18 protein-coding genes and 1 pseudogene are annotated in these 26,529 nt (G+C 57.1%); 6 read left to right on the forward strand and 13 right to left on the reverse strand.

The genetic code is table 11. From position 1 onward, the window contains the following. From BLQ71_RS25130 to BLQ71_RS25165, 5 genes are all read right to left on the reverse strand, one after another. Positions 1 to 270 (reverse strand): IS5/IS1182 family transposase (locus BLQ71_RS25130; protein WP_074623690.1); only part of this gene is annotated, 270 nt, incomplete at its 3' end. Between the two features lie 454 nt (positions 271 to 724). Continuing rightward, positions 725 to 1,462, reverse strand: a complete 738-nt coding sequence (locus BLQ71_RS25135; RefSeq protein ID WP_074623691.1) for a DUF2971 domain-containing protein — start codon at positions 1,460 to 1,462, stop codon at positions 725 to 727. Continuing rightward, a complete protein-coding gene (locus tag BLQ71_RS25140; protein ID WP_074623692.1) occupies positions 1,463 to 2,731 on the reverse strand; it encodes a phospholipase D family protein in 1,269 nt (422 codons plus the stop codon). 292 nt (positions 2,732 to 3,023) lie between these two features. Beyond that, positions 3,024 to 7,484: an NACHT domain-containing protein gene (locus tag BLQ71_RS26190; protein WP_133066206.1), complete on the reverse strand. Its 4,461-nt coding sequence runs from the start codon at positions 7,482 to 7,484 to the stop codon at positions 3,024 to 3,026. 320 nt (positions 7,485 to 7,804) lie between these two features. Then, on the reverse strand, positions 7,805 to 8,236 hold the full coding sequence (locus BLQ71_RS25165) for a hypothetical protein (RefSeq protein ID WP_074623697.1): 432 nt from the start codon (positions 8,234 to 8,236) through the stop codon (positions 7,805 to 7,807). 133 nt (positions 8,237 to 8,369) lie between these two features. On the opposite strand from BLQ71_RS25165, the gene BLQ71_RS25170 reads away from it, so the two are divergent. The 5 genes from BLQ71_RS25170 (at position 8,370) to BLQ71_RS25190 (ending at position 15,697) form a co-directional block, all read left to right on the forward strand. Beyond that, positions 8,370 to 9,092 (forward strand): hypothetical protein, encoded by a 723-nt coding sequence (locus BLQ71_RS25170; protein ID WP_074623710.1) that lies wholly within the window; start codon positions 8,370 to 8,372, stop codon positions 9,090 to 9,092. A 320-nt stretch (positions 9,093 to 9,412) separates the two neighbouring features. Further along, positions 9,413 to 9,754, forward strand: coding sequence for a hypothetical protein (locus tag BLQ71_RS25175; protein WP_074623698.1), 342 nt, complete (start codon positions 9,413 to 9,415; stop codon positions 9,752 to 9,754). 53 nt (positions 9,755 to 9,807) lie between these two features. Further along, positions 9,808 to 10,224 (forward strand): hypothetical protein, encoded by a 417-nt coding sequence (locus BLQ71_RS25180; RefSeq protein WP_074623699.1) that lies wholly within the window; start codon positions 9,808 to 9,810, stop codon positions 10,222 to 10,224. A 1,568-nt stretch (positions 10,225 to 11,792) separates the two neighbouring features. Then, entirely contained in the window at positions 11,793 to 13,337 is a 1,545-nt protein-coding gene (locus BLQ71_RS25185; protein ID WP_088702501.1) for a hypothetical protein, read from the forward strand. Continuing rightward, the gene (locus tag BLQ71_RS25190) at positions 13,334 to 15,697 is read left to right on the forward strand and encodes a phospholipase D-like domain-containing protein (RefSeq protein ID WP_074623701.1); all 2,364 of its coding nucleotides are present in this window, start codon (positions 13,334 to 13,336) and stop codon (positions 15,695 to 15,697) included. Before BLQ71_RS25185 ends, BLQ71_RS25190 begins: the two co-directional genes overlap by 4 nt. A gap of 63 nt (positions 15,698 to 15,760) precedes the next feature. Here the strand turns inward: BLQ71_RS25190 and BLQ71_RS27115 are convergent, their stop codons facing one another. The 5 genes from BLQ71_RS27115 to BLQ71_RS27120 form a co-directional block, all read right to left on the reverse strand. Beyond that, positions 15,761 to 16,264, reverse strand: coding sequence for a TniQ family protein (locus BLQ71_RS27115; protein WP_074623702.1), 504 nt, complete (start codon positions 16,262 to 16,264; stop codon positions 15,761 to 15,763). Continuing rightward, positions 16,261 to 17,238 (reverse strand): TniB family NTP-binding protein, encoded by a 978-nt coding sequence (locus BLQ71_RS25200; protein WP_074623703.1) that lies wholly within the window; start codon positions 17,236 to 17,238, stop codon positions 16,261 to 16,263. Before BLQ71_RS25200 ends, BLQ71_RS27115 begins: the two co-directional genes overlap by 4 nt. Next, positions 17,235 to 19,388, reverse strand: coding sequence for a TnsB C-terminal domain-containing protein (locus tag BLQ71_RS25205; protein WP_074623704.1), 2,154 nt, complete (start codon positions 19,386 to 19,388; stop codon positions 17,235 to 17,237). Before BLQ71_RS25205 ends, BLQ71_RS25200 begins: the two co-directional genes overlap by 4 nt. Then, positions 19,385 to 20,062 (reverse strand): hypothetical protein, encoded by a 678-nt coding sequence (locus BLQ71_RS25210; protein WP_074623705.1) that lies wholly within the window; start codon positions 20,060 to 20,062, stop codon positions 19,385 to 19,387. Before BLQ71_RS25210 ends, BLQ71_RS25205 begins: the two co-directional genes overlap by 4 nt. 225 nt (positions 20,063 to 20,287) lie before the next feature. Beyond that, positions 20,288 to 20,524: a helix-turn-helix domain-containing protein gene (locus BLQ71_RS27120; protein ID WP_074623706.1), complete on the reverse strand. Its 237-nt coding sequence runs from the start codon at positions 20,522 to 20,524 to the stop codon at positions 20,288 to 20,290. Between the two features lie 321 nt (positions 20,525 to 20,845). On the opposite strand from BLQ71_RS27120, the gene BLQ71_RS25220 reads away from it, so the two are divergent. Continuing rightward, positions 20,846 to 21,400, forward strand: a complete 555-nt coding sequence (locus tag BLQ71_RS25220; RefSeq protein WP_074623711.1) for a metallophosphoesterase — start codon at positions 20,846 to 20,848, stop codon at positions 21,398 to 21,400. A gap of 147 nt (positions 21,401 to 21,547) precedes the next feature. Here BLQ71_RS25220 and eruA read toward each other — a convergent pair. The 3 genes and pseudogenes from eruA to BLQ71_RS25240 all read right to left on the reverse strand — a co-directional run. Continuing rightward, a pseudogene (gene eruA / locus BLQ71_RS25225) lies at positions 21,548 to 25,303 on the reverse strand (NACHT domain-containing antiphage protein EruA); the annotation flags it as partial. A gap of 403 nt (positions 25,304 to 25,706) precedes the next feature. Continuing rightward, complete coding sequence (locus tag BLQ71_RS27125; RefSeq protein WP_198548593.1) at positions 25,707 to 26,138, reverse strand: ATP-binding protein; 432 nt, start codon at positions 26,136 to 26,138, stop codon at positions 25,707 to 25,709. Positions 26,139 to 26,199: 61 nt separating this feature from the next. Then, positions 26,200 to 26,529 (reverse strand): IS5 family transposase (locus BLQ71_RS25240; RefSeq protein WP_074623709.1); only part of this gene is annotated, 330 nt, incomplete at its 5' end.

Below are 26,529 nucleotides of genomic sequence, written 5' to 3' on the forward strand. Positions count from 1 at the left end.
CACGGTCGTCTCCTCACCGTGCTCGGCCGCCAACCCCGCCATGATCCGGGCGAAGACACCCCTGTCGCTCCAACGCTTCCAGCGGTTGTAGAGCGTCTTGTGCGGGCCGTATTCCATTGGCGCATCTCGCCACCGCAAACCATTGCGATTGATGAAGATAATCCCGCTCAGGACACGCCGGTCATCAACCCTGGGCTTGCCGTGCGACTTAGGGAAGTAAGGCTCCAGACGCGCCATCTGCGCATCGCTCAACCAGAAAAGATCAGACATGTTCACCGCTCGTTTTCGAACGGTGAATCATGCTCGCCCAACCAAATCAATGCGTCCTGACCCTAAACGTTGCTCCGACTGCACGACATCTCGATTTCCTGTTGAACGCGGTCGAAACTTGGCTCGAAGTAGGGAACGGCGACCGCTCGATGTGGCATGAGCTTGGTATCGGTCGCAAGGTCGCGGACTGGTTGAATAGGGCGGCGGTCGATGATCCGTCTCTATATAGCCATTCTCACCCATCACGCAGTCGCATCGATGCCATCCTGGGGCGCCTTGTCAGCTTGGGTGTATCAGAAGCCCACGAGCTGGAAGTTAGGATCCAAGCGGAAGCGAACGGTCAAACAGCACGTTGATAAACGTTCAGACTGGACACTACTATGGTGCTGGGCCAGCACCACGAGGGATGGGCTATTGACCTGCCCCTATCCGCCACCCAAGTTCGTTCTCTCCGTCACGGTATTTCGACGACGAAGCCTTCGGGTGGTTTGTAGAGCAGTGAGCGCTTGATGCGTGCTTCGTCGACGCTGGTTCGCGCGACGATCTCGTCCTTGAACTTGCTGAATTTCTTGCAAGACATACGCGGGTCGATCATGAACTGGTCAAACGCGGCATGCGGGTCGAGTGCGTATTTGTAAACGCCGCCGTCGTGCTTATTGTTTTGTCCTTCGAAATAGATCAGCCGGACTTCGGCCTCGTGTTCGAAGGCATCCCGTTTTTGAAGCAGGGACCTGGCAACGGCTTCGGCAGTAAGACCGTCTTTGAAGACCGTACGCGCGAATTTCTTGAGCTTGAAATCAGGCGGATAGTCGACCTTTCCGATGAAACAGCTACCGTTGGCCACATTCTTGTTGGCAGCGCAGAGGCTGTCGATCAGTCTGCCAACCGTCGTTCTGACTCGGACGGCATCCGTTTTCGGCGAGTAGATGCGCCACATCGCATCCGATCTCTTCTTGAGCGTCCAGCACTGGCCGTAGACATCCTCGTGGAAGGCGAATTCTCCGGTCTCGCCATCGGCGTTGCGGACAGGCGATCTCAGGATGAAATTCTCGAACGGGTCTTCCCACATGGTCGGCCAGACCAAGGCGTTCTTCTTCTCTTCAAAGAGTTCAAAGAAGCGATTGCGCGGGAACACCCTATAGATGGTGGTGCGCCGTGTGATGTCGCCGATTATTGTACTACGCTTTGCCATTCAGGCTCCTTTCACATCGAAGCCGAAGAACCGCAACGCTTTGGCCATGCGCCCGTTCATCGGCGGGCATTCGTCGGGTTTAACAGTGCCATAGAGTTCGAGGGCGCAGAAATAAGCAAAGCGCTTCAGCTTGATCGAGCGATCATAGAGTACATCGTGGAAGCGTTGGATGAAATCGCCGGGGCCGTGCAGCAGGTAGGTTAACGTGGATTTGACTCGGTCGACATCGTCGTTGTTCGCGTTCCAGAATTCAGCGGGAAGGTTTTTCAGGCCTCCTTTGACGAAACGCAGCTGTTCGGTGAAGGCGTGCAGTGACATCAGGCCGTCGGTGATTTCTTCCTTGCTCGCAGCTTCGATGGCCTCGCGTGTGCCGAATGTTCGTTTCACCGTCTCAAGCCAGGCAGCGTAGTCCTCCGGCACCTTGTTATTGGCAGCATCAACCCATTCCTGCGCGTAGTGTAAGATCTCCTTGCGGCGGTCTTCGGCGCTACGCAGCGGGGCAGTCTGCCATGCTTCATCGCCGATCACATGGGTCAGTCTAACGTAGTTCAGGAAGCGGTTGGTCTCGTTTTCTATACCGACACTGGCGAGATCAGGGCGGCGAAATCCATGTTCGTCGAGGATAGCCGTCACCTCGCTGAACGCAGGGCGGTACTGTTCGTAGACCTCCTGCCTTAGGGTTTCCAGAAACACGCGTTCTCTGGATTTCTCGCGGCTTTTGACATTGATGTTGTGTGGCTGCGCCTGTCCCAGCGCGGCCTCGATCTCCTTTTCTGGATCGGGCGTGCGGCGTTCTAGTTCATTGTAGGTTTTCTCGAAGGTATCGAGCTTTTCCCGCGTCAGGACCTTTCCGGCATCCCAAAGCTCGACAAAGAGTGCGCGGATTTCGTCGAAGGCGTCGGCATCATCGTCACGGTAAAGCCGGATAACCGCTTCACGGTTGGCGCGCAGGCCGCCATCGGTCAGGTTTGACGAGCCCAGCAGGGCAGCTTCGTCGAAAATGTAAATTTTTGCATGGAACCGGCTGGTGAGGTATCGGATCGCGATACCCGGCACCTCATGTAGCTTGCGCAGTGCCCGAGGGCTGGTCGCGTCGTTCAGACCGATGAGCAACTGTACGGTCTTGCCCTCTCGTGCTGCCTCCAAAAGCTGGTTGGGCTGCGTAAAATAGGGTGCTGCCAGATGGAGCCGCGATGAATCCGCAATCAGGTGCGAAAAGGGGTTGATGACAAAATCCCCGTTTGGACCGTTTGAAAATATCCTGTTCATACCGCTCCTCGTAGAAATACTGTTCGGAAACTTCCCACCAGTTCTTCCGCCACGTGATTATTCTATATGCACATCTTCGGTCGGCAAAGTGTGATGTCTTTCCTCAATCAAATTGCCGAATGCGGAAAATGGCAGATTCGATGCAACGCGCCACGCCATCTTGAAGGTCAGTCCAAAGTCCGAATAGGGCCGGTCGCGACGGAGCCGGTGGTCAGGGTGGACTCTGGAAGTCCGCCGCAGTTGAAAAAATCATGTGGAGGCAAAAAACGGTTGTTCAGAATCAGGCTGAACATCAGCGTTCTTCGTCAGAGCCCTCTCCATGACGCCGGCGTGTCTCGTCGGTAACGAGACAGTACCGCTGAAAAACACCGGCCTCCAGAGTCCAAATACTGGTGAACCACCGCTGGCCAAATTCTTCTTGTCTTTCGGAGAATAACTCTTTGCCGCCACCTACTACCCAGATTGGTATTAGGCCTGCCCGAGACGTATATTTTAGGAAGGCTTCCTGGTCTATAAGACCAGCACTTCGCCCCGGCATCGACACCGAGGGGTCTTTGTAAACCTCGGTGCCATGTGGATCAGTATATATCAGATCGCGTCCGTCTCTAAGAGACACATTCAAGTCTTGCATCAACCAAGGACAGGGTAGGATTACGCTTAAATTCTGCGTCAAGCTGAAGTTATATCCACTCGCTTCTTGCCGGAGACCAAATGTCAGGCCTCGCCCTTTAACTGAGGGCATAACCATTTTGGGAGACGGTTTTTCGGTCCATTTCCGAGCCCACTCGTAGGTCCATTCGTCATCAGTCTCCGCACGCCATCCGTACTCACCCAGAAAATCTTCTGACCATGTATCATTGCCGAACCCGAGGTCATGACTACCGGTTAGCATCTGACCCTTGAGATGTTTCAGTGCTTCTGACTGGTCGCCGTCTCGGACGACAAGACATGTCAATCGTCGCCAAGTCTTCAGACTGATGTGAGCAGATTGCGCCGAGGCGCCTGCACCACTGAAGCTCTGAAAGTTTTGAAGTGGCAACCACTTTTGGCCCGTCACATCGGGTCTTAGATCGAGCAGTTCCTCGCCGTCCAGAAAATCTCGCTCATTCTCGAACCATTCCCACGCCTCTTCGGCAGAGCATGGCGACAGAAGGGGCACCTTAGGCATCCAAAAGGTGGGCTCATTGAACTCTGCCCAGCCCCAGTCGTGGCTTTTCGTCATGAGATGGCTTGGATCCATGTCGCGAAGCCTGTGAACAGTGTCACGAAGGAGTTGTGATCTGTCGTGCTCTACGGCGCCACAATGATCAGAGATGCGCGCCATCAACTCCCTCAAAGCGATCCATTGATATTTCTTGCCGATCCGTTCCTTCGTATGATTGTTTCTATCGCTTGCACAGCTGCGGTCGAAACTCTGATGCAAATCAGAGGCCCAGCCTAAGGTGTGCGCTCGACGGCAGATCCAGCGCTGCGCCCAGCCTTGGTTGAAATGTGCCGCACGGTCTGCGCCCCAAGTATCAGAGCGTCCAGTTGCCCAATGCCCAGCGTGGACCCGATAGGCTTCATACCGCTGATCGCCGAGAAGCTTACAAAGTTCTTTCTCCAGCGTTTGATGGCGTTTCCCTTGCTCGGTACCTGGATACGGCCAGTCGTTCGAAGAAGACCGCAGTGCAATAAGATCATCAACAAGAGCTCGTTCATCTGCGGTGGAGGATGCATCGAAGTCAGTTCGCCATGTTTGATACAGTTCCGCTGCCCTTGGAAGGGCAGATTGCCGACCGCCGGCTGCCCAATCTTGTACGGCGTACTTAATGACATATCTTGCAAAATCGCCATGATCTCCAGTTGAGTCGACAATATCCCAAGAGGTTGCAGAGTTGCTCGGATCATTGTCGCGTTCCATGTCCGGCGCGTATTCAAGTGGCCAAGGACTATTGAACGGAGGCTGGAGGCGTGTGCCAGTGGGAACGTTGAAGGTACAACCGCGATCTCTGGCATAGTCGAGAAGCCCGACGAGATGATCGCGCCACAGAAGATCTACTGGCGGATTGTTCTGAACGAAGTATCGGTCTGCGATCGTTTGAGCGACACCAGCGAGCGCGGCAACGCCCCAAGCGGATTGCATAGCCGCGCCGTATATGGCTGCGGCAAGCCTTTCGCCAATATAGGGATCATTGATTGTTTCGAAGCGACGGACCAATTCTGGCCCACAATTGGGCGCGGCGACCAGTAAGGAAACCAAGGCTTTGGTCGAGCGATCCCTCGCTCGCCGAAAAGTTGTAGATAGGCACCACGTCAGGATGACAGCGGCGTTCTCTGCGGCCTCATCATCGAGGGTCCCAAGTCTCGCATCCATTGCCCAATCCATTAGATCGTGCAGAGGAGTGTCGAGTTCTTGGTCACCCTCCCGGCCATTGTCGGCAGCGTGCCCTACATAGATCGACCAATCAGCATCCCGCTCCGGCATTGATCGAGCCGCAAGTTCTTCGTGAAATGTATGCAGTCCGAACGGACCTTCGCTTCCGAGAGCGAGGTGGACTCGACCGTTCCAGATTTCGTCAGGATCGGCCCACTTCTCCAGCAATTCGAGGCTGCGCGCTGTAACGCTCTCGCGTTGACGCAGGGCTATGTTTTCTGCGGAAATGCAATAATAGAGACGGTCTTTTGTTTCTTCGAACGCGTCCGGTAGCTCTATGCCAGTCCTTTCGGGCAACTGGATGGCAAGGGCATCAATCACCCCTTCCGGCGTACTCCACTGTGAGCAAGCGATTGACAGAGGTGCATCGGGTGCGATCGATGATGGGAGAGATCCGTCAGACAGCGTCGCGTCAAGGATGGCTCGCGCAGCCACATGATCGCCGAACCGCTCAAAGCTGAAGCGGACATATTCCTTATCTTCACCGTTTTCGCGGATGGGTTCGATTGCAAGTAGCCCTTCGTCGCTGAGAGCTTCGAGCAAATCACTGTCGAGGTTTGGACTGGTTCCGCAGAATTGAGCAAGAAGTTCAGCGGCACGATCATAATCAATGTTAGGATCAGAAGTCTTGGCAATTTCGCCCGCGAGGATTTCAATCGCTTTGGCCGGGTATTTTCGGCGAGGAGCAAGCTTCAAACGGGCTTCCACGGCATCGCAGAGTGAGGCTCGATACAATTCGAAAACTTCTGTTACGCCCTGCAGCCCTTTGGGGAAGCGCCGCGCGCCTTGGCGATCCAGTGCATCGCAGCAGACTTTCAAGAACAGAGGATTGCGGAGCTCGCTTGGTACAAAAGGCTGATCTGGCAGCAGGATATTGCGCAAAGTAAGAAATTTGCGTGCGTCGCGCATCGAAAAACCGGAGTGATCGAGGCGCGGCAACTTGGTTTTGTCCAAGCTTGGCGGCACGATCTGCTTCAGATAAGTTGAGCGACAGGACAGAACAACGACCACGTTAGAGTATGCTTCGGCGTCCTTTAAGAAAGCAGCCATACGGTCGGGCCAAATCTCGCGTCCTTTGCGTTCGTTGATCGCGTCGATGCATAGCAGGGTTCGAACGCCGGTCGCCTCGCCGGCAGCGTCGAGAGCGCCAAGGAACTGATCTCTGGTGTAGGACATGGGCAAACCGAGTTGGCTCGAAATCTGAGACCAGATATCGGCATCGGTTAGCTGGCCGCCGAGCAGAAGGACTGCCGGGCGGTCTTTTGCCAGTTGATGGCTACAGGCATCAGCGATCAGGTGGGATTTGCCAGTACCCGCTTCTCCGGTGATCAGTAAATGGGGGGTGACTGCCATATCCCACTCACTGGCTCGCAGAGTCATGAGGACTCGTTCCAGTTTTTCCAGTGTACGGCGTACATGATGAGATCGGTCTTGTTTCTTATCCGCCTCATCACTGCTTTTGGCGTATACACGACGGATCTCGTCGTGATATTTTTGCTCTACTATTTCCAGCCCTTGGGACAGCACGTCGCGCCAGTGGGCGACCGGCCAAGCATCGTGAGGAAGTCGATCGACGTCGTCGAAAAGCGCACCAAGTGAAGTCATCCTAACGATGGCATCGCTTGAAAGCTCAAACTCCGCAAGGAACTCGTTAGTGGCTTCTCGCAGCTTTCCGCGATGATCGCGGAGTGAATTCAAAAGCTCGGGGTTTTGCGCGGCTCCGAGGAGGGCGCGGCGAATGGGGAGCTCCACACTGGTTTCGGCTGTGTACCGCTGGCCCAAAGCGGCTTTACTCCGCTCGAACTGGCGCTGAAACCAATTGGAAGAGAGGAACTGGGTGTCAAACCAATACAGGATGCGCCCTGCATGATGCCCGTTTGGATTCGTCAGCCTGGATTTTAGTGCGGAAGCGTCCCAAATATCTATTTCGAGTTGGCGACCCTGAGAGCCAGCAGCAGTAATTTCTTTCGTGCGCCAGTCTTCGAACGCTTCCAGTTGTGTTTGCTTTTTTGAGAGTGGGTCAGACCGATCAAAAGGGATGCAAACGAAGACCTTCGTTAGATTCGGATGCTTCTGCAGAGCGCTTTGGATGGACGCACTTAGGCTGCGTTCCAAGTTTTTATCAAACGCCCAAGAATATTTTGCTTGCCAGCCATGTTCAGTGCCATTGGCGAAACGTACAAAACATTCAAGGCCACCGTCTTTTCCTGGGCCCTTGCGATGAAACCGGGCACCTGTCGGTCGCGGCTCTAAGCCTGCGAGTTGGCACACGAGTTCTTCGAATCCGGCAGAAGCTTTACCGTCAATCGTCCTAATTTTTCTAAAGTCAATTTGCACAATAATTTCCGAGCTAAATATTGGTGGCTGCATTTTCGGAGCCTGGTGGGCTACGATACGATGGCCTTTGTGGCAGTCCTGAAGGCGTTTTCACACCACCCTTTCCATTCTTACGAGAGTTTCTCATAATTTCAACCACCTACGAGCCCTTAGCCCCCATGATCGCGAAGTGAGCCTGACTGGTTTGGGGAAGCCGCACCGGCAAAGTAATTGAAGGTCAGGACTGGGCCGGAATTGTAATCCTTGGCACTCTCAAAGTGAGTACTCACTTCGGCAGCATGACAATTTCGGGGGCACGCTGCCTCACCAGCCAAGCGTTTCTATTTTCCGATCAGCGCCGTCTCGATGTTCTCATCGTCACCGTCGGACTTCATGGCGTCAGCGATCAGGTGATCGACGGTATCCTGGAAATACGAAACCAGCTCTGCGTGCAGAGCACGGAATTCCGCGCCAACGGTTTTGTCAAAAGCGTCAGGTCGGACTCGGACCATCACGGTAGTGCGGCGCTGTCGCGGATACCGATAGGGCTTCACGCCGTGCTTGCGGCACAGTGCTACGAAAATGCGCACCGCCCAGGCGTCAGGCAGCGAGTATTGTAGCTCGGTCTCTGTCTCGTCAGCCGACGAGTTCAGTTTCTCGGTCAGCCGATCCAAGGCTGCTCCAGCTGCGGCGCGCTCGCCTGGCGTGGCGCCGCGTGCAAAGAGCTGTTCAAGTTTCTCCAGCTTGGCGCGGATGTCTTCGGATCGTTCCATGGCACTCCCCATTCTTGCCTTCCGACCTGCCGCGTGAGGCTGGTCGCGTCAATGGCTGAAGCCTATCCCGCGTGACATGTCCCTTCTCCCGGAACAGATGGCGCCGCTCAGCACTCTGTGGCAGCATCCAGCCATGATCGAATTTCGCAAGCTCTCCGATAACCATCCTGACCTCGCGCATTCGCCGCTTGTGCGGGGCACGCTCTTGACGCTTCAATACGTTCGGGACCATGGCTCCATCGGCCTTACCAAGACCAAGGCATTCAAGCGCGTCTTCGTCCACTGGGCCGTCGAGCATTTCGAGTGGCCCGGGAAATCTGCCGAGGAGATGTTCCGCTACCAGAAAGTCATCAACGAATATGACTTTCCGCCGCTCGAGCTCCTGCATTTCCTTCTGATTTCGCTGCGTCTGGGGCGTCACTACAAGGGGGAATTTCGGTTGACCAAACGTGGGGCCGAGCTGGGAGACAGACCCGGCCGCCTGTTTGCGGAGGTGATCCCGTTTTTCGTGCTGCAGATCGATCATGCATCCTACGCGCGCTTCGACGACCGGCCTGTGGGCAACTGGGAAGTCTGGATGAACGTGATCAACGTGGAGGCTAACCAAGGCACCACCGAAGCCGCTCTATTCGAGACCTTCTATGGCGAGCCCCAAGATTGGCACACAGCAGGTTGGCGAGAGATGGCCGCGTTTTCGTCTTGCGTCCTGAGGCCCCTCGATTGGGCAGGACTGATCAGCGAGGTACGAGAAGGCGACCTTGGTAGTCGGGTCTGCCACGTCTTCAAGACGCCGCTCTGGCGCAGCGCAATCCGGCTGGAGACAGACGCCCAGCTTACTCCGATTTGCGTTCAGTAGGCCGGGCGTTCCTCAGCGCGAGCCGGTTCTGGTGATCCCCGGATGCACCAACGGTCCGCAGGGAAGGAGCACTCTCATGTTCATACCCATGACAGGTCTGCACCTCCGCCGCCCATGTCTATTCCTGCAACACAGACCCTGACCTGTTGGGCGAAGCGGTGGCACGACGCCAGCAACAAATTTTGAAAAAAGCGCTTCGCCGCTTTTGAAATCAGCCAATCTCCTTTTTGCCAAGGCGCTGTTGGGCACCGCGCCGAGGTCTTGATACCGGCCAGAAAGTTGCCGGCCAAACCCCATCGGCAAACAAGGAGATTGCCGCCATGCCCAAAGACGTATTCTTTCCGTCGCCGTCTGCGGAATTTCTGGTCGCTCATTGCAGCGCACTCGACAACGCCACCTTCATTCTCGGAGGTGCGGCAGCGCAGAAGCGCTTTCGACGCCTGCTCGACGATGTCACAGCCTCGCCGCTTCTGACACGTCGCGCAAACCGGGAGCTCGATGCCATCGAGGATCTACTGTCCCTCCGTTACGTGCATGATGATGAGCGGGTCGAAGCTGAATGCTTCGCCGCCATCGACCCCTGCAGTCCCATCGTCGAAGACATCTGCGCGTTGCTCGAAGGACTTCAATCCGCTCGGGCACAGGAAGTCCTGCTTCCCTGATCTCTCGACCAACACCCAGCGCACCAGAAATCCCCCCAATTCAGGAGACTGAAATGAAAAAACGTTTCGAAATCGAAGACGTCGCCCTGCAGGCCTGCTGCGAACTGTCCTACCTCCAAGACCGGGTCGCCGAAGCGCGGGACCGAATGACCGTCTCACTGCGTTCCAGCTTTGATCGATTGCTGAAGGACGCGCATTCCGATGGCTTCTTCGAAAAACCGGTCCTGGAACACGCCGAAACTTTGCGCCAGCGCGTGCTGAGGGAAATTCCCAGCCTTGGAGGCGCTCCAATCCCGGCCCGAAGCGAGGAAGGTGATCTGCTCTGGTTGGGCGGAACAGACGAAAGCCGCGAAATGGCCGACATCGAGCGCAGCCTGGGCCGCTTTATCGCGAACTCGAGTTGGGTGAACTGGGCCCTGGAAACCGAAGCCGCCTTGGATCGACGCCGAGCGCAGTTGGCGAGCGGCTAAGACAGGATTTTTCCGTAGCTCGCGAAGAAACCGAAGAAACCCATGCAAGGGGGCGGCCATTGGCCGACCCTTTTTTCTTGGCCACGGCGCACAGAAATTCAGCAAAACACCGCTGGCAAACTTGGATTTTTTCGCTCCGAAGCCCAAACACTGAGGTTTTCTCGAAAAGTTCTTCGCCGACTGCTCAGGACAAAAATCCCTCAAACCACCGCGACGCGGTGCATCCCTGCATTTGCCCATCACCCTCGAGACCGGATTTGGGAGCCTCTTGCGCTGTCAGGCTTCGTACACAGTCGTCAGCGCGGAAATTCCACCTTTTTTCCATCCTCTGATCCCGCCAGCTGACTGAGTTCCCCGGAAAAAATGGAGCTTGAACAGGAAAAAGGGCTGCTCCCAGCAGGGAGCAGCCCGTTCACATTTTTCATGTCGTTGGGCGCCAACTGAGCCCAGCGCTTTGAGTGCTGATGGCCTCGCGCGCGCACCCAAAACACCCAAGATTCACGTTCGAAAATTTCGTCGTCTTGTCATTGCCTTGAAGACGTTGGCCCATTTAGCCCAGTCTCTTGGCCGTCAAACTCTCGGATTTTGGCCTAAATTCGCCAGCGTAGATATGTGGCGCTCCACCTGACATTACCTATCAGCATCTAAAAAACTCTTTTCTTTTCAATTCGCTTTGGTCCCACCGGCACAGCTTATTGACACAAAGTTTCATAATGAATGACCTTCATCCAAAGAGTTTGGTGCGGTTAAGGAGCGCAACTCCCTGCCTTCGCTGAGGAGCGGCAGAGCGTTCCGCGTTAGCCGGGGCAGTCATCTTGGCTGCCCAACCTCACAAGAACGGGCATCAGACTCCTCATGCAGCATGCCTCTGGCACGCCAAGGCCGAAAGAGGAGAGACAGCGGACGATAGGTATGTGTGACAAATAGTTAGCTTCAGATCGATGAAGGTTGATCGCGCCGATCAGGAGGAGACCTTGGCCAAGCTTCACCCTCGAAAAATTCAATACACTTATTCTGTCCTAGATCGACATTGCCTCGCAGAGCTATCGTAACCATTCTCAAATAAGGCGGTGAAGCACAGGATGGTCGATTGTATGCGAAAAAGCTCTGGAGATTTTGTCATTCGTAAGCCGCCTGACGCCGATGTCGGCCGCTGGCGCATTCGTTTCTCTCGCTCGGACCGGCTCGGGGCCGACCGGCATACACTCTTAAAGGTTACACATAATGGGCGCAGCGGCTATTTTGTGGGGCTGGGACACGAGGAAGGAAACGGAGTTGTCTTAGCCGACTACGATGTCCGTGAACACTTGGGCTTGGGCAAAGTGAACTCGAACGTAAGACTGGACGTCGAACTGGTGACCGGTTGGCGTGTCCTGTGCTGGTATCTTCAGCACAGAGACCCGTATGTGTATGTGCCAGCTTGGGTTGGCGCCTGGTCGTTAATCATAGGCATGATTGGAGTTGTCTTAGGTCTTGTTGGTCTCTGGCATTAGCGGGCAACTCGTAGTTGCGCGCGTTTTCGCTTCCCGCCATCATCACCCCGTGGTTTTCTCGATGGTAGATTGAAGATGAAGGATTTTGGGCCGGGCTTCCCGGAGTGGACTGAACTTGGCCAGGATGGCGGCCTTGATCCCCTTGGAATGCAGCGCCCTATAGAAGCGATCTATCAGTCCCTGCTGCCCGGGATCAGCACTATCACACTTCGCTTCAGGTACTATTCGTTCTTCGTATGGATGCTCGAAGTTTACGCAAGAGAGCAAGGAAGCACCGATCCCGTTTCCTTCCGCGCGTTCCAGCGGCGCTGTGAAACCCTCTTTGCCCTTATTGCTGCGCGAGGCTCGACTGAATTGGGCGTTGCCGGGATAGACTGGGCGCAGAAGCAACTGAACAACGTTCCGAACGATCCGGAGGCGATCATCGATTTTTCAATCGGGGCCGATCCGGACACGGACGTCGGCCAGCGCTACTTGCGCAACAAGGGCGGCGCATTCGGCGGCATCTATGCCACCCAGATGTTCGAAATGGGCCTGATCACACTTGGCGATGATCGGAACCCGATTGCAGTCTGCACGAACCGCGCACTTCCATTGGCAGAGGCTTTCGCCGTGGAGATTGGCGAGCTCGAGACTGCATTCCTACGCTGCGTGAAAGGCGGAACAGTGACGCTCGCCGACCTCGACCGGATGGCGCCAATGCAGCCCTCCGAGATCCTGGCAGGCAGCGCCGAACATCGGCTGCTCGTTCAAATCTTGCTTGGCCAGGTGTCGCCAGCAATCGCGCCCGACAAACTGCGAAGATCCACCGCGCTCATGCTTCTGCAGCTCATTGGCGCGACGAAGGAGGTGCCGCGCGCCGAGGCGGTGAAATGGGAATGGTTCGGTGCTGGCCATCATGCTGCCGCACCCGTTCCCGCGACCGAGGACGTTCGCAGCTTATGGGCGCTCTATCAGGCATGTGACCTTATGCGCCTCGCCTATGAGAACATCCTCGATCTTGCCTTGGACATTCTACAAGAAGCAGAAATGCGACGGATGCCGCTCAGTGAGGTGATCACGGAATTGGTCGGCCTTGTTGACGTGCCCGATGGCATGACGTGGCGGAGCTACTCTGCGAGCCTACTCGAAGGCTTGGATACGGCCAAAGCCGCGAGGTTAGCTGACGAGCGTATGGTCGAGGCCCGAGCTTCGGGGGAACGGGCAACGCGAATGCAATCTGTCGTGGAGCTTGTCTCCGCGCTTGTCGAACGGACGGCAGCCTTCGGCGAGTTGCTGGACAGCGCGTTGAATGCGCCGGACCACTTCCAGTCGCTGCGGACAGAAGTCAAATACCTGCAGGCGCGAGAGCAGGAGAATGCCCGTACTGTTCTTGGCGCCTTGGTTCGTGAACGTGTCTTGAAACGCCATCTCTGGGTGGCGTCGCGTAAGTTCCGCGACCAAAAAGCCTATACCTTCCTGATCGAACCCGAGGAGGGATTGCTGCGGTACAGGGATCGTTTCCGGGTGTCGCCAAGCAGCCCACGCCTGGATCAAGCCATGCGGTTCCTTCGGGACGTCAAGCTGATTGACAATGCAGGCCTGACCGACTTCGGCCGCGCGGAGCTTGATGCCGCATGAAGTACTTTGATGTATTCGCCGAAAGCGGTTTTCACTCGGCATTTCTGACAACTTACGCCTTCGGGGCGCAGGCCTTCGAGGACGTGCCATTCTCGCGGCTGCGTGGATCTGGCTGCCGGAACATCGTGATCCTTGCCGATCGACAGATGGTCAACCAGAGCTTTGCCGAACTGGGTCCGCCGAAATTTGCAGGAAGCAGCTATCACCTTGTCAAGGCCGATGCGCCGGGTGCCTTTCACCCGAAGATCACCTTGCTTGTCGGTGCGAAGAAGGGCCGATTGCTGATTGGCTCGGCCAATCTGACCGCGCTCGGCCTCGGTGGAAACAGGGAACTAGTCGCCAGCCTCTCCTACGACGAAGACGCGACAGGCAACGCCTACCACTTCGCTGCGGCGCTGAACTACATTCGCAGCAAGGTCCCCTCGGATGACCTTTGGTTTGCAACGGCGATGCAGCGGGCACTTCGATCGTCGCCATGGCTGCGCGACGTGATGGAAACCTCTTTTCCAGAGAAAGAGGCCGAGCATGAAGTCGCCCTGCTGCACGATCGTCCGGACGAGACCATCCTCGACCAGATCGCTGCCAGCGTGGGCGATGATCGGATAGAGCGCTTGATCGTCGTGTCGCCCTATTGGGACATGAAGCTCGAAGGGCTGGCGCGATTGAGGGCCATCATGGGAGAACCGCCGACCGATCTGCTGATCGACGCCGCTTCAACCTACTTCCCGAAAACCGAACTGCCGCGGTTCTCGGACATCGGGTTATTCAAAGTCGACACTTCCGATAGCAAGAGGTTTGTCCACGCCAAGCTCGTGATTGCACAAGGTCAAGCAGGAGATCACGTAATCTCGGGCAGCATGAACTGCACCTTGCCTGCCTTGCTCGGCCCAACGATTGTCCGCGGCAACGCCGAGGCCGGGATCTACAAACGCGTTCCGCCCGGAACGGCCCTCGCCGCGCTTGGCTTGGAGAATTACCGCGATGCGCCGTTGCCGCCGACTGATCTCCAGGACCTGGCTTCCGCCATCGCGAAAAGTCCAACGGGTCAGGAGTACACCGATGGCGGGACGATGATCTTGCAGTCGGGACGATTAGTCTGGAAGCCGCCAGCCGGTTTTGTACTTGGCTCGGCCACTGCTATCACCCTGCAGGACCGGGAAGAGGTTCAGTTCGGCAATCGGATTGACCTCGTACAAGGAGGCGACACGGCTTGGCGCTTGGACCTCGAAGCAGGACGTCCCAAGTTCGGCATCATCCATTTTTCCGATGGCTTCGCATCCGCGCCGGTCCAAGTCATTGATCTCGATGTCCTCGCTGTCCGCACGCTACCACCCGCGCAAGGTCGCAAGAAGTCGCTGACGGATATCCTCGCCGAGGCGATGAACGAAGACCTCATCCTGATCGAAACCCTGAACCAGCTCGAAGCGCTGGAGCTTGAAGAAACCGGTGCGACTGCCGATCCTGCACCGAAGGCATTTTCCCCTCCCTCGACTGCATCAACCGAGCAGGTCCATGCGATCCTGCCCTATGACGAATTCGTAAGGGCACGCAGCAGTGCAATGGCGCAGGGAAGCCAGATTTCGGGCGGGTTTTTCGGTCGACACGACAGCCCGGCCAACACCCTGAGCGCGGCGCTCAACCGGATCATTGGCCTAGTCGGGCTGGACCTAGACGCTGATGAAGATCGAGAATTGAAGGCGATTGCGGCTATGGACTTCCGCATGACCGAACCTGCGACACCCAGTGATGCCGCCCCATTCCCGCCGCAAGAGGAACCGACGAAGCCAGCAAGGGCCACAAAGCAGGCGGTGGCCACCGCAAAGAAGATGAAAGAGGCGGTCGATGCATTCGAGGCAAGATGCCGATTGATGAGAGGTAAGCCGATCAGTACCGCGGAACTTGTGCGACTTCGTGCGCTCCTCCAAATCCTGCTTTCCCATGCTCAACCGATCCGAGGGGCTGCGCTGCCAACTCAGATCCTGCCAATCCATACAAAGGACAGCTATGACTGGCCGCGGCTGGTCGGGCGATTGCTCAAGCAACATTTCGGTACCGCTCGGGCGTTGCAGACTCTGCAGGTGGCGCAAGATGAAGGCGAGCAGAAGCGCGTACTTGAATACCTCGCCATGGCCGACTGGGCGGCAAAGGCAGCAGCAACCGCGGCAGCCTCACATCCCAAGACAGCTGACCTTCGTGGCCCCTTGGAAAGTCTGGCGAAAGCCCTCGCGGCACAAGTCGCTTTGATCATCGGTGCGATTGACGAGGACAGGCGGTATTTCGATGAGTTCACAGTACGGCTAGATGAAAGATTTGCTGATCGCTTGGCGCTGAATCCCGGTGTGCGCCTGCCATGTGTGTGACCCTATTGCCCGTCAGGCGCGATATGGGCCGCTCCTCGTGTGATGCAAGCTGGTGGCAGCGTGTCAATCGACGTTGCTGCAAGTCAAAAAGTCCGCAGACCGACATTCAGCATTCCGGCAGCAAAAGACTGCTCTCCGCCGTTCGGGTCCAAGCCTGGCGTCATGCTGAGGGCACGCCCGGATCGAGGGGATGTGCCAAACGCACCGTTGGGCGGCACCACCGACCGCAGACGCAGCTATATCTTCGGCCACGCATTTCGGGCAAAACCTCAGCCGTCTACGTGTGATCCACCGCTTCTCAACAAGTTGGCCGGCGACCAGGTACTGCCCCGTCGAGGTCTTGGTCACGAACCCTCGCAAGAGCTTGGCGCGGTCGACACCACCAAGCTGAGCAAGGATGGACAGCGCGCGCTCCTCGCCATCAGCAAGAGATTGCAGCGCAAAACCTTGATCAGCACAAAACTCCGATGCGAAAGACAGGCCGTTTGCCCAGGCCAGCCGTGACGCGAAGGAGGCCGGGGTTTCCCCCGGCACCAACGCTACCAAGATTGGTAAGCGACGGATCATGCCGCGCCCCTCGTCTTGACTGGCGGCGCCTCGAGGTCCGCGCCGCCCAACAGCTGCCCGGTGTTGATGGCGCGGAAGTTCTCCACGATGAAGGGGTTCAATGCGTCCACACAGCCTTTCTGCTTGCGATAGGCGGTCGCAAAGTGCGCTTGTTCCACCGACGCACTCCCCTCAAGCAACGCGATCTTGATGGCTTCGATGATCAGTCGCGTCGTCAGTCCGAACTCGTACCGGGAAGCATGCAGCAGACGCTGAACGGAGGACGCGGCCTGAAAAGACTGCCCTCGTCCTAGCTTCGCTGCCGAGAGATAGGCTTCCAGGAACCCGACGACCTCATGGCCATGCGCGGCGTATGTCATTGGAGCGAAATGCACGGGCTCAAACCGCCGCTTTAGCTGATCATCCCGATTGATCAGGTCCAAGAGCTCGCAGGTCCCTCTCAAGATCAGGCTGACAGGCCAGGTGGCGTATTCCAGACAGGATTTCCACACGAGCATGACCTGGTCCAGATCATGCTTCGACTTGGATCTCAGAATGTGCTGGGCCTCATCGAAGTGAAAGAACATCGTCTTATGCGCCCGCGCTTGGCGCATCACCTGCTGCCAGATGGAATGCGCGTTGCGCTCGCTCTTACTCTCGTATCCAAAGGCATCGAGAGTATCGACGCCGACCCCTTTGATCGTTGCACCGGTCTCGAGCCGAACGGTCAGTGCTTCTCGCAGCGGCGACCCGTACGATATTTTGGGATGCTGCTCCAAAGCATGCTTGGTGCTGACCGTCTTACCGGCCCCGGCGTTTCCGATAACAACGATGCCGCGTTCCGCGGGCATCCGCCCGGCCGCCATATGCGCCTTGCGCCGGTAGAAAATATCATCGATCTGATCCTGGAGGTCACGATAGGCGTCGTGAGCGATGAAGCGGCTTTCAAGGTCAGCCACGATGTGGCTGACCTCCTCACGTGAAATGCGGGTCATTCACCCTCCTCCATGCGCCACCGCGGCCGTTGGGAGGAAGGGGTGCTGGCCACGTCCTCTTCCGATGGAAGAACGGTCGGGGGTGCCGGAAGCGCGTTCTCGGCCTTGGGGATCACGCCGGATAGCAGCCCACGCTTCTTTCTGGAAACCGCAGGAGAGTGTCCGGCAACGACATCCAGGCCAAGCCAAAGCTGTTTCCGATTACGCTCAACGTCGGCCCGTGTCGGCGCGAGAGCGGAAATACCGAGCCGTTGTGAGGCTGCGCGATCCTCTTCCGAAAAATCGGCGAGTGCCTGATCAATGACATCTTGCGTCAGCTCCGCCTCTGCCTGGAAACGCCGCCGCAGGTTGGTGCAGGCTTCCGTCCAAAGATCCAGAGACAGGCCGTCGAACCCCTTTGCGCGGGTGCGCGCCACGACCCATACACCATCAAGGTGAACCTCAATCAGCCCCAGGTCCTGGTGATCTACCCGGATTTCGACTTCGAGATCAGAGTTGGAGAGGAAGTAGTCCTCCACCGCCTGGCAGGTGTAGAAGATACCTGCAAATCGAACACCGCGCCCGGAAATGGTCCGGGTATACTTCCGGCCGAACGCACCCAACCGCTCGAACCGGCCTGGTTGCCGAGGTTTCCCGACCGTCGAGCATAGCTCCCGCCAACAGTTCAGTGGCGTCTGTCCACCAAGGCCTCCATGGGGCTTGTTGTTGTACACGTCGACAACGAAGCGCACCAAGATCCGTGTCAGCTCGTCATCGGCAAGCGCCGCATAGTCTTCAGGCTCGAAGTCACCCTTTTCGACGATGTTAGAGTAAGTGCGCGCACTCAGGCACTGCATCAGGTCCACACCGAAGGTCCGGAAACACCGTTCGACATGCCCCCGCAACTTGGGCACGCCCGCGGGAGGGAACATGACCGTACCACGCAGGTCAGTCACAGCAGCCCGGAAGTCGAAGTTCGCAAAGGCAACGCCCTGGTCAGAGGCAACGGTCTCGAACCCAGTCCCGGGCCAATAAGGCAGTTTGCACCCGAAGAGCTTTGCCAACTCAGTCTTGTCGCGCGTGGCAAGGTCCAATGCGGCAATCGCGTCTTCAGTGTTGGGAGTAGCACATACCTTCACCGACAGGATCAGCCGCGTTCGGACATCGATCACCACGTAGATCCAGCGTCGTCCCTTCGGCAACGTCTTGATCTGTTCTTCGGTCAGATGCCCAAACACGCCGGCTTCTGCGAAAAATGTGATCAGATCGACCTTCCACTCATCAACCTCCAGCCGCTCTCCGGGACGCAGGACGTTGAGGCCCTCTCCGATAATTGCAAAATGCCTGTTGGCCGCCTCCAGCCCCTGGCGCTGGCACATTACGTAATAGGACTCGAGACCGTTGATCTCCCTGTAGATGGTACTATCGGACGGCACTTCCAAAGCCGGTAGGCCGCGGTCTTCCCGAAAGGCATTGGCCAGCCGAAACGCCCGCTTTGCCTGCCGAATGACACTTTTCTTGGACGGCCGTTTGAAGCTGGCATAACGATCTGCGCACTTCCGCAGCAGTGCCGCGCTCTCTGGGCCAAATTTCACCTTTGTACGACCGGCCAAGTGCCTCTTATCGATAAGCGCCAGAACGGAACGCCCTGCATCCTGGTACTTTCGCACCCACCGCAACAGGGCCGAAGAGCTTGGCGGGTCGATTTCGTTTCGCGATCGTTTCTTGCCGCAATACTTGCGTTTCTGGGCAGGCCCTTCGGGTTGAGGGATATGCTTCTCTATCTGCGGGGCGACCTTGAGAATCCAAGCGTCGACGTCCTTCCAATCCCGTCCGATTTCTTCGCGCGCCTGGGCATCTAGAAAGAAATCGCACCATGTCTGCCGGAAGAATACCTTCCTGCGTTGCTTGCGCGGCAACTGGGAGACGACCTGCTCTCCGAACTTGGTGCGCTGTCTCGCCGCCTCCTCGCTGTGGTAGCCGTCCTGTATAACGATATGACCCGTCCTCAGGCCATCGTTGATCTCATCATAGGTCAGCTCATCAAAAGCAACATTGCCATCAACTTCGCGCGTGACGGTAACCCCCAAAGGCCCCTGGTCGACGACCAAGCTGGCTATGCCGCCATGGCGGATCTGCGAGTATGGCTCCAGACGAATGATCTCGTTCATTTCGAGCCTCCTTCGACCAGCATCTCGAGGTCGATGATGCCGTCCTCAAGCGGCCGCAGTAGGCCAGCATAGATCGCCTTGAAGACCTCAGGCCATGCCCTCCCCCCAATGGCAGCCCGTGCAATCAGCTCGCGGATCGTAACCGGCAGCTCAAGCTCGGCTGCCAAGCCAGCAATGATAGACGCGGCTTCCGGATCGTCTTCACGCCTGTACGCCAAGAGGCGGCGCGCATTCAGGGCTTCCCACTGGTCGTAATTTTCCTCGGTGATCAGAACCAAGGTCTCGGCGAACTCTGGCGGCATGGCCGCCGCGACAAAGCTCCGCTGCTCTTCAAGGTTCTGAGCCTTGGCGCGTGCCGCAGGTTTCACCTCGGCGGCGACCTTGGTGCCATCAGCAAAGGTATAAAGCTGGTCGATCACCTTGCGTCTGGGTCGCCCCTCTGCGTCGACGTACTCGATGGCTGGAGGTTGCTCTACCATGTCAGCGACGCGATAGATGGCGGTGGTCGTGGCAAAAGCGTCGAACTCGCCAAGGCTGTCGAATTTCACTTTCTGACTCGTGCCGCCATAAGGCCGGAAGGCACCTGTCTCTACATAGGTTCGCGCCTTGGAGCGTTCCGGAAGATCCCGCGTTGCACGGCTGGCCTGAGGGGCCACGAAGATTTCTTTTTCCATGTTTTTTCAGTGTGCGGGATCGCTCGTGGGCCATACTGACCACGGTGAACCGCTCACGGTCCTCTTGTCGAATGATGGAAGACGGCCGAGCACGACCGATCGGGTCAGGTGACCCGGCCGCCAGACTTGACTTTTGAGAGGAATCGAGAGACCTTCAGCTTGTCGGCTTCCAAACGACATGAAGGCCCTTGAGAGTCCGCTCTCAGGGCTTTTCTCTTTTCTAGATCATCCCTTATGACCTCCCTTTTTTCTTACACAGGCAGCGGGCCACAGATCGTCTGCGCAAAACCCAGTGCGCTCGGCGATTGCCGCCTCGATCCGTGGCGATCTCTTCCGCCCAGCCAACACGTTCGACACCGCAGGTCGACTGTATCCGATACTCTCAGCAAGCTCCGTGATCGTCGTCCCGGACATGCCGAGATGCAGCTTCACGATCTGCTGGCGCATTTTGTCTGCGTCCATATCTTGCAGCCTTCAGTGGGAACGAACGTTTCTGATCAAGCCGGGCTCGCTTTCCCGACCTGAACCGATTCTAGGAACGCCCCAGAGCAGCTTGCAAGGGGAATATGAGGACTTTCACCCGAGAAGTCTCAATTAGTTCTGACACTTAACCTACATTACCCTCGGAATGTCAGATGGCGATTTCACATTGGACATTGGCGGAGGAACGAAGGTTTCGAACAACATCGGGAACCCCGCGCCACACCAAAAGAGGTCCTCGGCTTTTGTGCAGTCACATGCCAATGTCTGGGACGAATTCAGACGAAAGCGGAGGGCATGCACTTGGCCAACTGGTATTCGGCCGACCTGCACTTCGGCCATCATCGCATCATCGACTTCTGCAAGCGCCCGTTTGCCTCGACAGCCGAGATGAACGCCGCGTTGATCGCAAACTTCCAGGCCTGCGTCCGTCATGACGATGACCTGTGGATTCTCGGGGATTTCGTGTTCGGACGCGCCGAGGATACGGCCCAGTTCGAAAGCTGGTTTCACAGCCTCCCTGGGCGCAAGCACCTGATCATCGGCAACCACGATGATGAAGCGGTAATTTCGCTACCCTGGGCCAGCACCGAGTACATGGCAGAGATCAAGGACGGCGATCAAAGCCTCGTTCTGTGCCACTACCCGATGATCACATGGAACGGTGCTCGACGGGGTGCTTTGCAGCTCTTCGGCCATGTTCATGACCAGTGGCCTGGCTCCCGCAACAGCGTGAACGTCGGCGTCGACCAGTGGGATTTCCGCCCCGTGCAGGTTTCCGACATTTTGCGACGTGCCGCAAAATTGCCCGTGAACAAGCACTGGCATGATGTGGAGCACGGGAACGAACTGAGTTGAAAACGCTGCGCCCGGTAGGCGGCGCAATGGTACAGCGGCAGGCAGCACCCGTCGCTCAAGATAGACCTGAGCGGCCGGTCGAATTGGCACTGTGCTACCGGTCTTTTCTTCAAAGGCGCGCAATCGCGGTTCCGGTGAACTCGGGTCTCAGCGCCTTGCGAGGTCAAGAACCACAACATCAATCTTGCCCACGAGTTCGGCGGGCAAGCCTTCTTCAAGTTTCTTTTTCAGATCAGAGACCTGCAAGTTATCGTGGTTCTTCAGGCCTGCAATCTTTTCGTTCGTCCCAAACCAGAGAACTAGATAGACGCCCTGTTCTTCTGCAGTTGGGTGTACTGCGTAGCGATCTGCAAGTTGCATGTGGGCCGCCGTGAAAAGCTCAGCGTTCCATTGACCTTTAACTTCCACAACCAGCATCTTGCGCCCTGCAGACGTCTGGATGGAGGCTGTAATGTCGCATCGGTTGCCATCAGCTAGCTGGTGTTCGATCACATCCATGAACCCCAAGGGCTCAAGGCGAGGTCTCAGCCAGTTTACGATGCGCCGCGTTGCCGCATTCTCGCCAAGCCGCTGTCCTTTCTCGTAGAATTGGTCGATCACCCCAAGATCACCGCCGAGCACGTCGTCTTGTAGTCGTCCAAGGAACTCGACAACGACGCGGCGCATGTGTTCGACGCTGGCTGGCTGTCCCTGATCAAGTGCGGCTCTGACAGCTGCGGCTCTCGGTGGGGCAAAGTCCCGTAGAGATATTGTGCGCCTGCTCGCCGCCCGGATGCTCCGCAGATTTCTGTGAAACGGCGCCATCCGAGGGTCGGCGAGAAGGCCATCCAGAACCGGCAAGACAGCGTCCGTCGTATCCCGTCCAATCATGTAGACGATGTCAGTCAGATAGCGATAGGCAGTTTCAGGCTTCGGGCTACCAGTTCCCCAACTGGAAGGAAGTGGGACAGGTGGCCAGCGGTCAATGAACGTGTCCAAGACGCGCGCGATTCTCGCGGCACTCAGGTCGGGCCACGTAGCATCCTCCCCTCTCTGGTCACTTCGGATGTGTTCGAGTTCGAAGATGAAATCTGGATCACGATCCAGAACCGACCAGACCGCCGACTGATCGTCATCCAAGAACCAGAAGTGGCGAAGGAACCAAAAGCGCCTTTGCGCCTCAAGCCTGTGGGGCAGCATGCCGGAGTCAAGATATGCACGGCGCTCCCTGATCAACGAAAGCAGGTCTGCGCGATCCCCGTAGCGAACGGCCATGTCGAAGAGCCGGTTCAAGGGATGGTGTGCGATGGCCGGAAACTTGCGCAACCATTCCAAAGGACGCGTTGGTAGTAAGAATTGGAACGTTGGCTTTCGTTCCAGCCAACTTACGTCTGCGGTTTCGCCACCAGAAGCGAGCTGAGCTTCAACGTACCCTGCTATGAATGCATCAGCGTCGGTTTCGTTGCGAAAAAGCAATGCGTCGACCGCTTCTTCGAATCGCACGCGTTCATCCTCACTGACCCCATTGTATCCGCCGATGTCTGTGCGAACCGCTGCGAGGATGCGCCGATCAATTTGCGACAGGTCTCCGGTGGCCCTGAACTCTGCGACGCAGGCCGCATGGAGCCTTACAACGCTTGCGCGGGCGGTGCCCAACGCACACTGTTCCAAGGTCGGGATGTCATCGCCAATGGCCTGAAGATAGTTCCGCAGCGCTGCATCCACATTGATCAACCCGTGCGTAAGTTCCTGCATTTTATCGGGCTGAATGAGATAGTACTGTGCGATGTTCGTCAGCCAACCCTTGTGTCGCCCAGCCTCGATAATGCTGCGATCTCTTGTCATTGAATTGACTGCGGCGCGTTCAGCAGCACGCTCGCGGCGGCGCCGGCGCGCTTGAAAGCGAAAGCGTCGGTCACGGTTCTGCTGCCAGTGATTGAATTGTCTGCGTTCCCGGAGTGCCCACTTTTCAAGGAATACAGGCTTCTGTCGCGCTTGCCGTCGCGCATACTGCCTCAGATCGTTCGGACCTCGTTCGCCCGGTCCGGCGTAGAACGGGTGCGATGGCGAAAAGAAATCCCAAAGCTCAACGTTATCCGTGGCGAACGCATGATCCATTAAGGGCAGAATATCTTCGCGCTGGAAGGAGAGGGCCGCGTGATCATGGCGGTTGATTCCTCGATCGATTATAGCCTTCCGTGTGGTTAGCCCGTCGAACATCAGTCGCTGAAGTTCACGACGCAGGTGGTGTTCCTCACGCAGGACGCGGACTGCCGGGCTATCCTTGGCACCGACCGAGCGATGGAAGTGAAGCGGTTTCAACCAGCGCCAGATCCTTCCCGGGTCCCGCGGCTCCTCGGCGACGTCGAAATATCTGTCTAGCAGATGCCCAGCAATCTTACTGACGCCATCCCGGCAGTGACATTCCCATGAACGCGCACCACAATAGCAAGCCAAGCTCCGTGTAATCTCATCAAGCAACCACGCGCACAGATCGGCATCGAAATCCCGCACAAGAATTCGGATGAAATACCGTGATCCGCTCATGCGCTCGCGCGCGTTAGGATCAGCGGGGTACAAGTTGGCGCAGGCCAGAAGCAGGTCGCGAAGCTTCTCGCGAGGTAGCCTACCCACCGCCACGTGGGTAGCGATCTTTGCAGCAAGGCGCAGGGACTCGTTCGTACCAGACGCGATAAGTGGATCAATCATAGGTGCCAGATCGAGCTTCTCCCCGACGAGGCAATCGAGCGCTGCGTGCCTGCACTGTGGCGTGGCAGCGTCGTCCAGAACAATTGCTTCCAGTTCTGGACGAAGCGAGGTGAGTGCAGGCGAGCCCGACAGAAGCTCCAGGAGCAATGCGCGCAAGTCACCTCCGGTTTCGCGAACGATCATCGGGCGGATCGCATCAACGATTTCGGGTGAAAAGAACCCTGAGGCGCTGAAACTTCGCCAGCGATCTACGCGCCGGAAGAAGGGATCATCGGCCTCCAATTTGCCCAGGGCGTCAAGAAGTCGGTGTCTGGACCTAACCGTGAGACGCGATGGATCTCCGTTTGAGAGGACAGCATAGGGGTCAACATCGATTGCCGCATCCTGAACATTCTGGCTTCCTAATGCAGCCATCCAACCAAGGAGACCACGAAGGTCATCACGGGTGGTTCCGTTCGGAGCCACGAGACTCAGACATTGATTTACGGTGAAAGTGTTTGCAGGATCATCAATCCGTTGGACAAGGGCGCGGGCTGCACAATATTCAGCAACGATGCGATGGACAGGTTCATGTCGGTCGGCACCGGCGGCTGGACGAAAGAGGCGGGTATCAAGGATCGAGGATAGTCGTTGGTCGGGGAGGCCAAGGTCTGCGAGACGGGGGAACGTCGGTCCTTCAGCGAAATCTGCCATTGCAACGCCATCGGAGCCTGACAGGAGGAGTCGCGCGAAGACCTCGTCCGCCCAAGCTATGCGTTGCTCTGCTGTGGGCGCGTCCCGTGTGGGTACCGACCTATTCGTTTCGCGAGCGAGATACCGAACCGCGTCGTCGAATATCTCATGTCGGTTCGTGAAACGACCTCCGGCCTGAACGAACGCATCCGCGAAGAGGTTCAGGAATTCTGGATTGCCCAGGAGATGAGTTAGGTGGTGGGTGGCAGCATCGGAAAGGAAATTCTCGAAGCTGGCGTCTCGATGTCGATGACGAAAGAGCAGAGCCTGCTCATCTTGATCAAATGGTACCAACCTGGCGAGGATCGGCTCAATACCCATGATGTCATGAAGCAGGCGAGTGTCCGCTTCGCTCCACTCCCCGGAGCGGCTCGACAAGATTGTGCGTTCCGCCCCCGTGTGACGCAGTTCCTTCAAAGTGCGATGAAGGCCTGTGGGATCAATACGAGCCACTTCGTCGAATGCGTCAACAAAATGCACGGCGCCTGCGTTCGTTCGAAAATGCTGGCCTTGACCGGAGTTGTGCCAAAGCGCGCTGCAAGACTTGCCAGCAGTGCTGACTTTCCTGACCCTGGTTCAGCTAGAACCAATGCTACGCCGGGACCTGAAAGCAGGTCGGTTTCCAACACCTGCATTTCACCTATCAGGAGCTTACGTGGGATGTGAAACGGCGGCAGAGTTTGAGCTTTCTAGTAAATTGAACTTTTGACGAAAATGCGGCCTAACGAGTTGTGTCGCAAGCTGGATTCGAAGCCTCCACTGCGGAAGCCTGCTTTCAACGTTCGCACAACGGGCCACTTGCTACCCTAAAATTCGGAACCATGGTGCATGCAGCAACATTCGCGAACGTCAGCTAAGAGCTGGGTACGCGATGCCTGAGCCCCACCTACCCTTCGACAACAGTGCCTCCACCGCCCCAGAAGCGCTGATATTGAGGGCCATGGCTCTCTGGCTGCTGCCCCTTTTCTGGCTTTGTCATCATGAGGGGCAATGGTGTAGGAAGGTCTGGCCCAACGACAATTGCTTCGCCCTGCGCGAGCGCAGGTGTGAAGGCGGCGGCGCTCCTGTCGAGATCGCCACAGGCTTTCCCTATGGTTTCCCGATCCCGTTCGTTAGTCAGACGATGGACGAACAAGGTGCCAAGTTGGCTTAGCACATCCTGAGGCACGTCACGCGGTCGCTGCGTGGCGATCACCGTCGTAAGACCGTACTTGCGACCTTCCTTGGCGATTAACCCGAACGCATCGAGAGACACATGGTTTTGCTCGTCACCGACGGACCTGCCGATGAACTGGTGAGCTTCGTCTAGGAAGCACACCAACGGGCACTCACGGAACCGCCCCTGCCGCGCAAGTCCTAGGCTCAGGACTCGTTCTCCCTCAAAGCCAGAAGATGACGGTCGCGGCGAGAGCTATCGCCGAGAAGAAGGTCTGCGGGCATCGGTCGTAGCGTGTCGCAACGCGCCGCCAGTCCTTGAGCCTGCCGAACATGATCTCGATGCGATTACGGCGTTTGTATCGCCGTTTGTCATACTTTACCGGCGTCTTCCGTTTCTTCCGGCCCGGGATGCAGGGGCGTATCTTCTTGTCCTGCAAAGCTTCTCTGAACCAGTCGGCATCGTAGCCACGGTCTCCGAGAAGCCATTTCACGTTGGGCAGCCCGCTGACGAGCGCACGCGCCCCGACGTAATCGCTGACGGGACCGGCAGT

The sequence above is a fragment of the Antarctobacter albus genome (genome assembly GCF_900101505.1).
GTDB lineage: Bacteria > Pseudomonadota > Alphaproteobacteria > Rhodobacterales > Rhodobacteraceae > Antarctobacter > Antarctobacter albus.

Bases quoted from the DNA above. Each gene is read 5' to 3' on its own strand.
- BLQ71_RS25205 (WP_074623704.1), bottom strand. From the start codon at position 19,388: ATGAACGAGATCATTCGTCTGGAGCCATACTCGCAGATCCGCCATGGC.
- BLQ71_RS25210 (WP_074623705.1), bottom strand. From the start codon at position 20,062: ATGGAAAAAGAAATCTTCGTGGCCCCTCAGGCCAGCCGTGCAACGCGG.
- BLQ71_RS25165 (WP_074623697.1), bottom strand. From the start codon at position 8,236: ATGGAACGATCCGAAGACATCCGCGCCAAGCTGGAGAAACTTGAACAG.
- BLQ71_RS25170 (WP_074623710.1), top strand. From the start codon at position 8,370: ATGATCGAATTTCGCAAGCTCTCCGATAACCATCCTGACCTCGCGCAT.
- BLQ71_RS25135 (WP_074623691.1), bottom strand. From the start codon at position 1,462: ATGGCAAAGCGTAGTACAATAATCGGCGACATCACACGGCGCACCACC.
- BLQ71_RS27115 (WP_074623702.1), bottom strand. From the start codon at position 16,264: ATGATCCGTCGCTTACCAATCTTGGTAGCGTTGGTGCCGGGGGAAACC.
- BLQ71_RS25180 (WP_074623699.1), top strand. From the start codon at position 9,808: ATGAAAAAACGTTTCGAAATCGAAGACGTCGCCCTGCAGGCCTGCTGC.
- BLQ71_RS25175 (WP_074623698.1), top strand. From the start codon at position 9,413: ATGCCCAAAGACGTATTCTTTCCGTCGCCGTCTGCGGAATTTCTGGTC.
- BLQ71_RS25140 (WP_074623692.1), bottom strand. From the start codon at position 2,731: ATGAACAGGATATTTTCAAACGGTCCAAACGGGGATTTTGTCATCAAC.
- BLQ71_RS25185 (WP_088702501.1), top strand. From the start codon at position 11,793: ATGAAGGATTTTGGGCCGGGCTTCCCGGAGTGGACTGAACTTGGCCAG.
- BLQ71_RS27120 (WP_074623706.1), bottom strand. From the start codon at position 20,524: ATGGACGCAGACAAAATGCGCCAGCAGATCGTGAAGCTGCATCTCGGC.
- BLQ71_RS25200 (WP_074623703.1), bottom strand. From the start codon at position 17,238: ATGACCCGCATTTCACGTGAGGAGGTCAGCCACATCGTGGCTGACCTT.
- BLQ71_RS25190 (WP_074623701.1), top strand. From the start codon at position 13,334: ATGAAGTACTTTGATGTATTCGCCGAAAGCGGTTTTCACTCGGCATTT.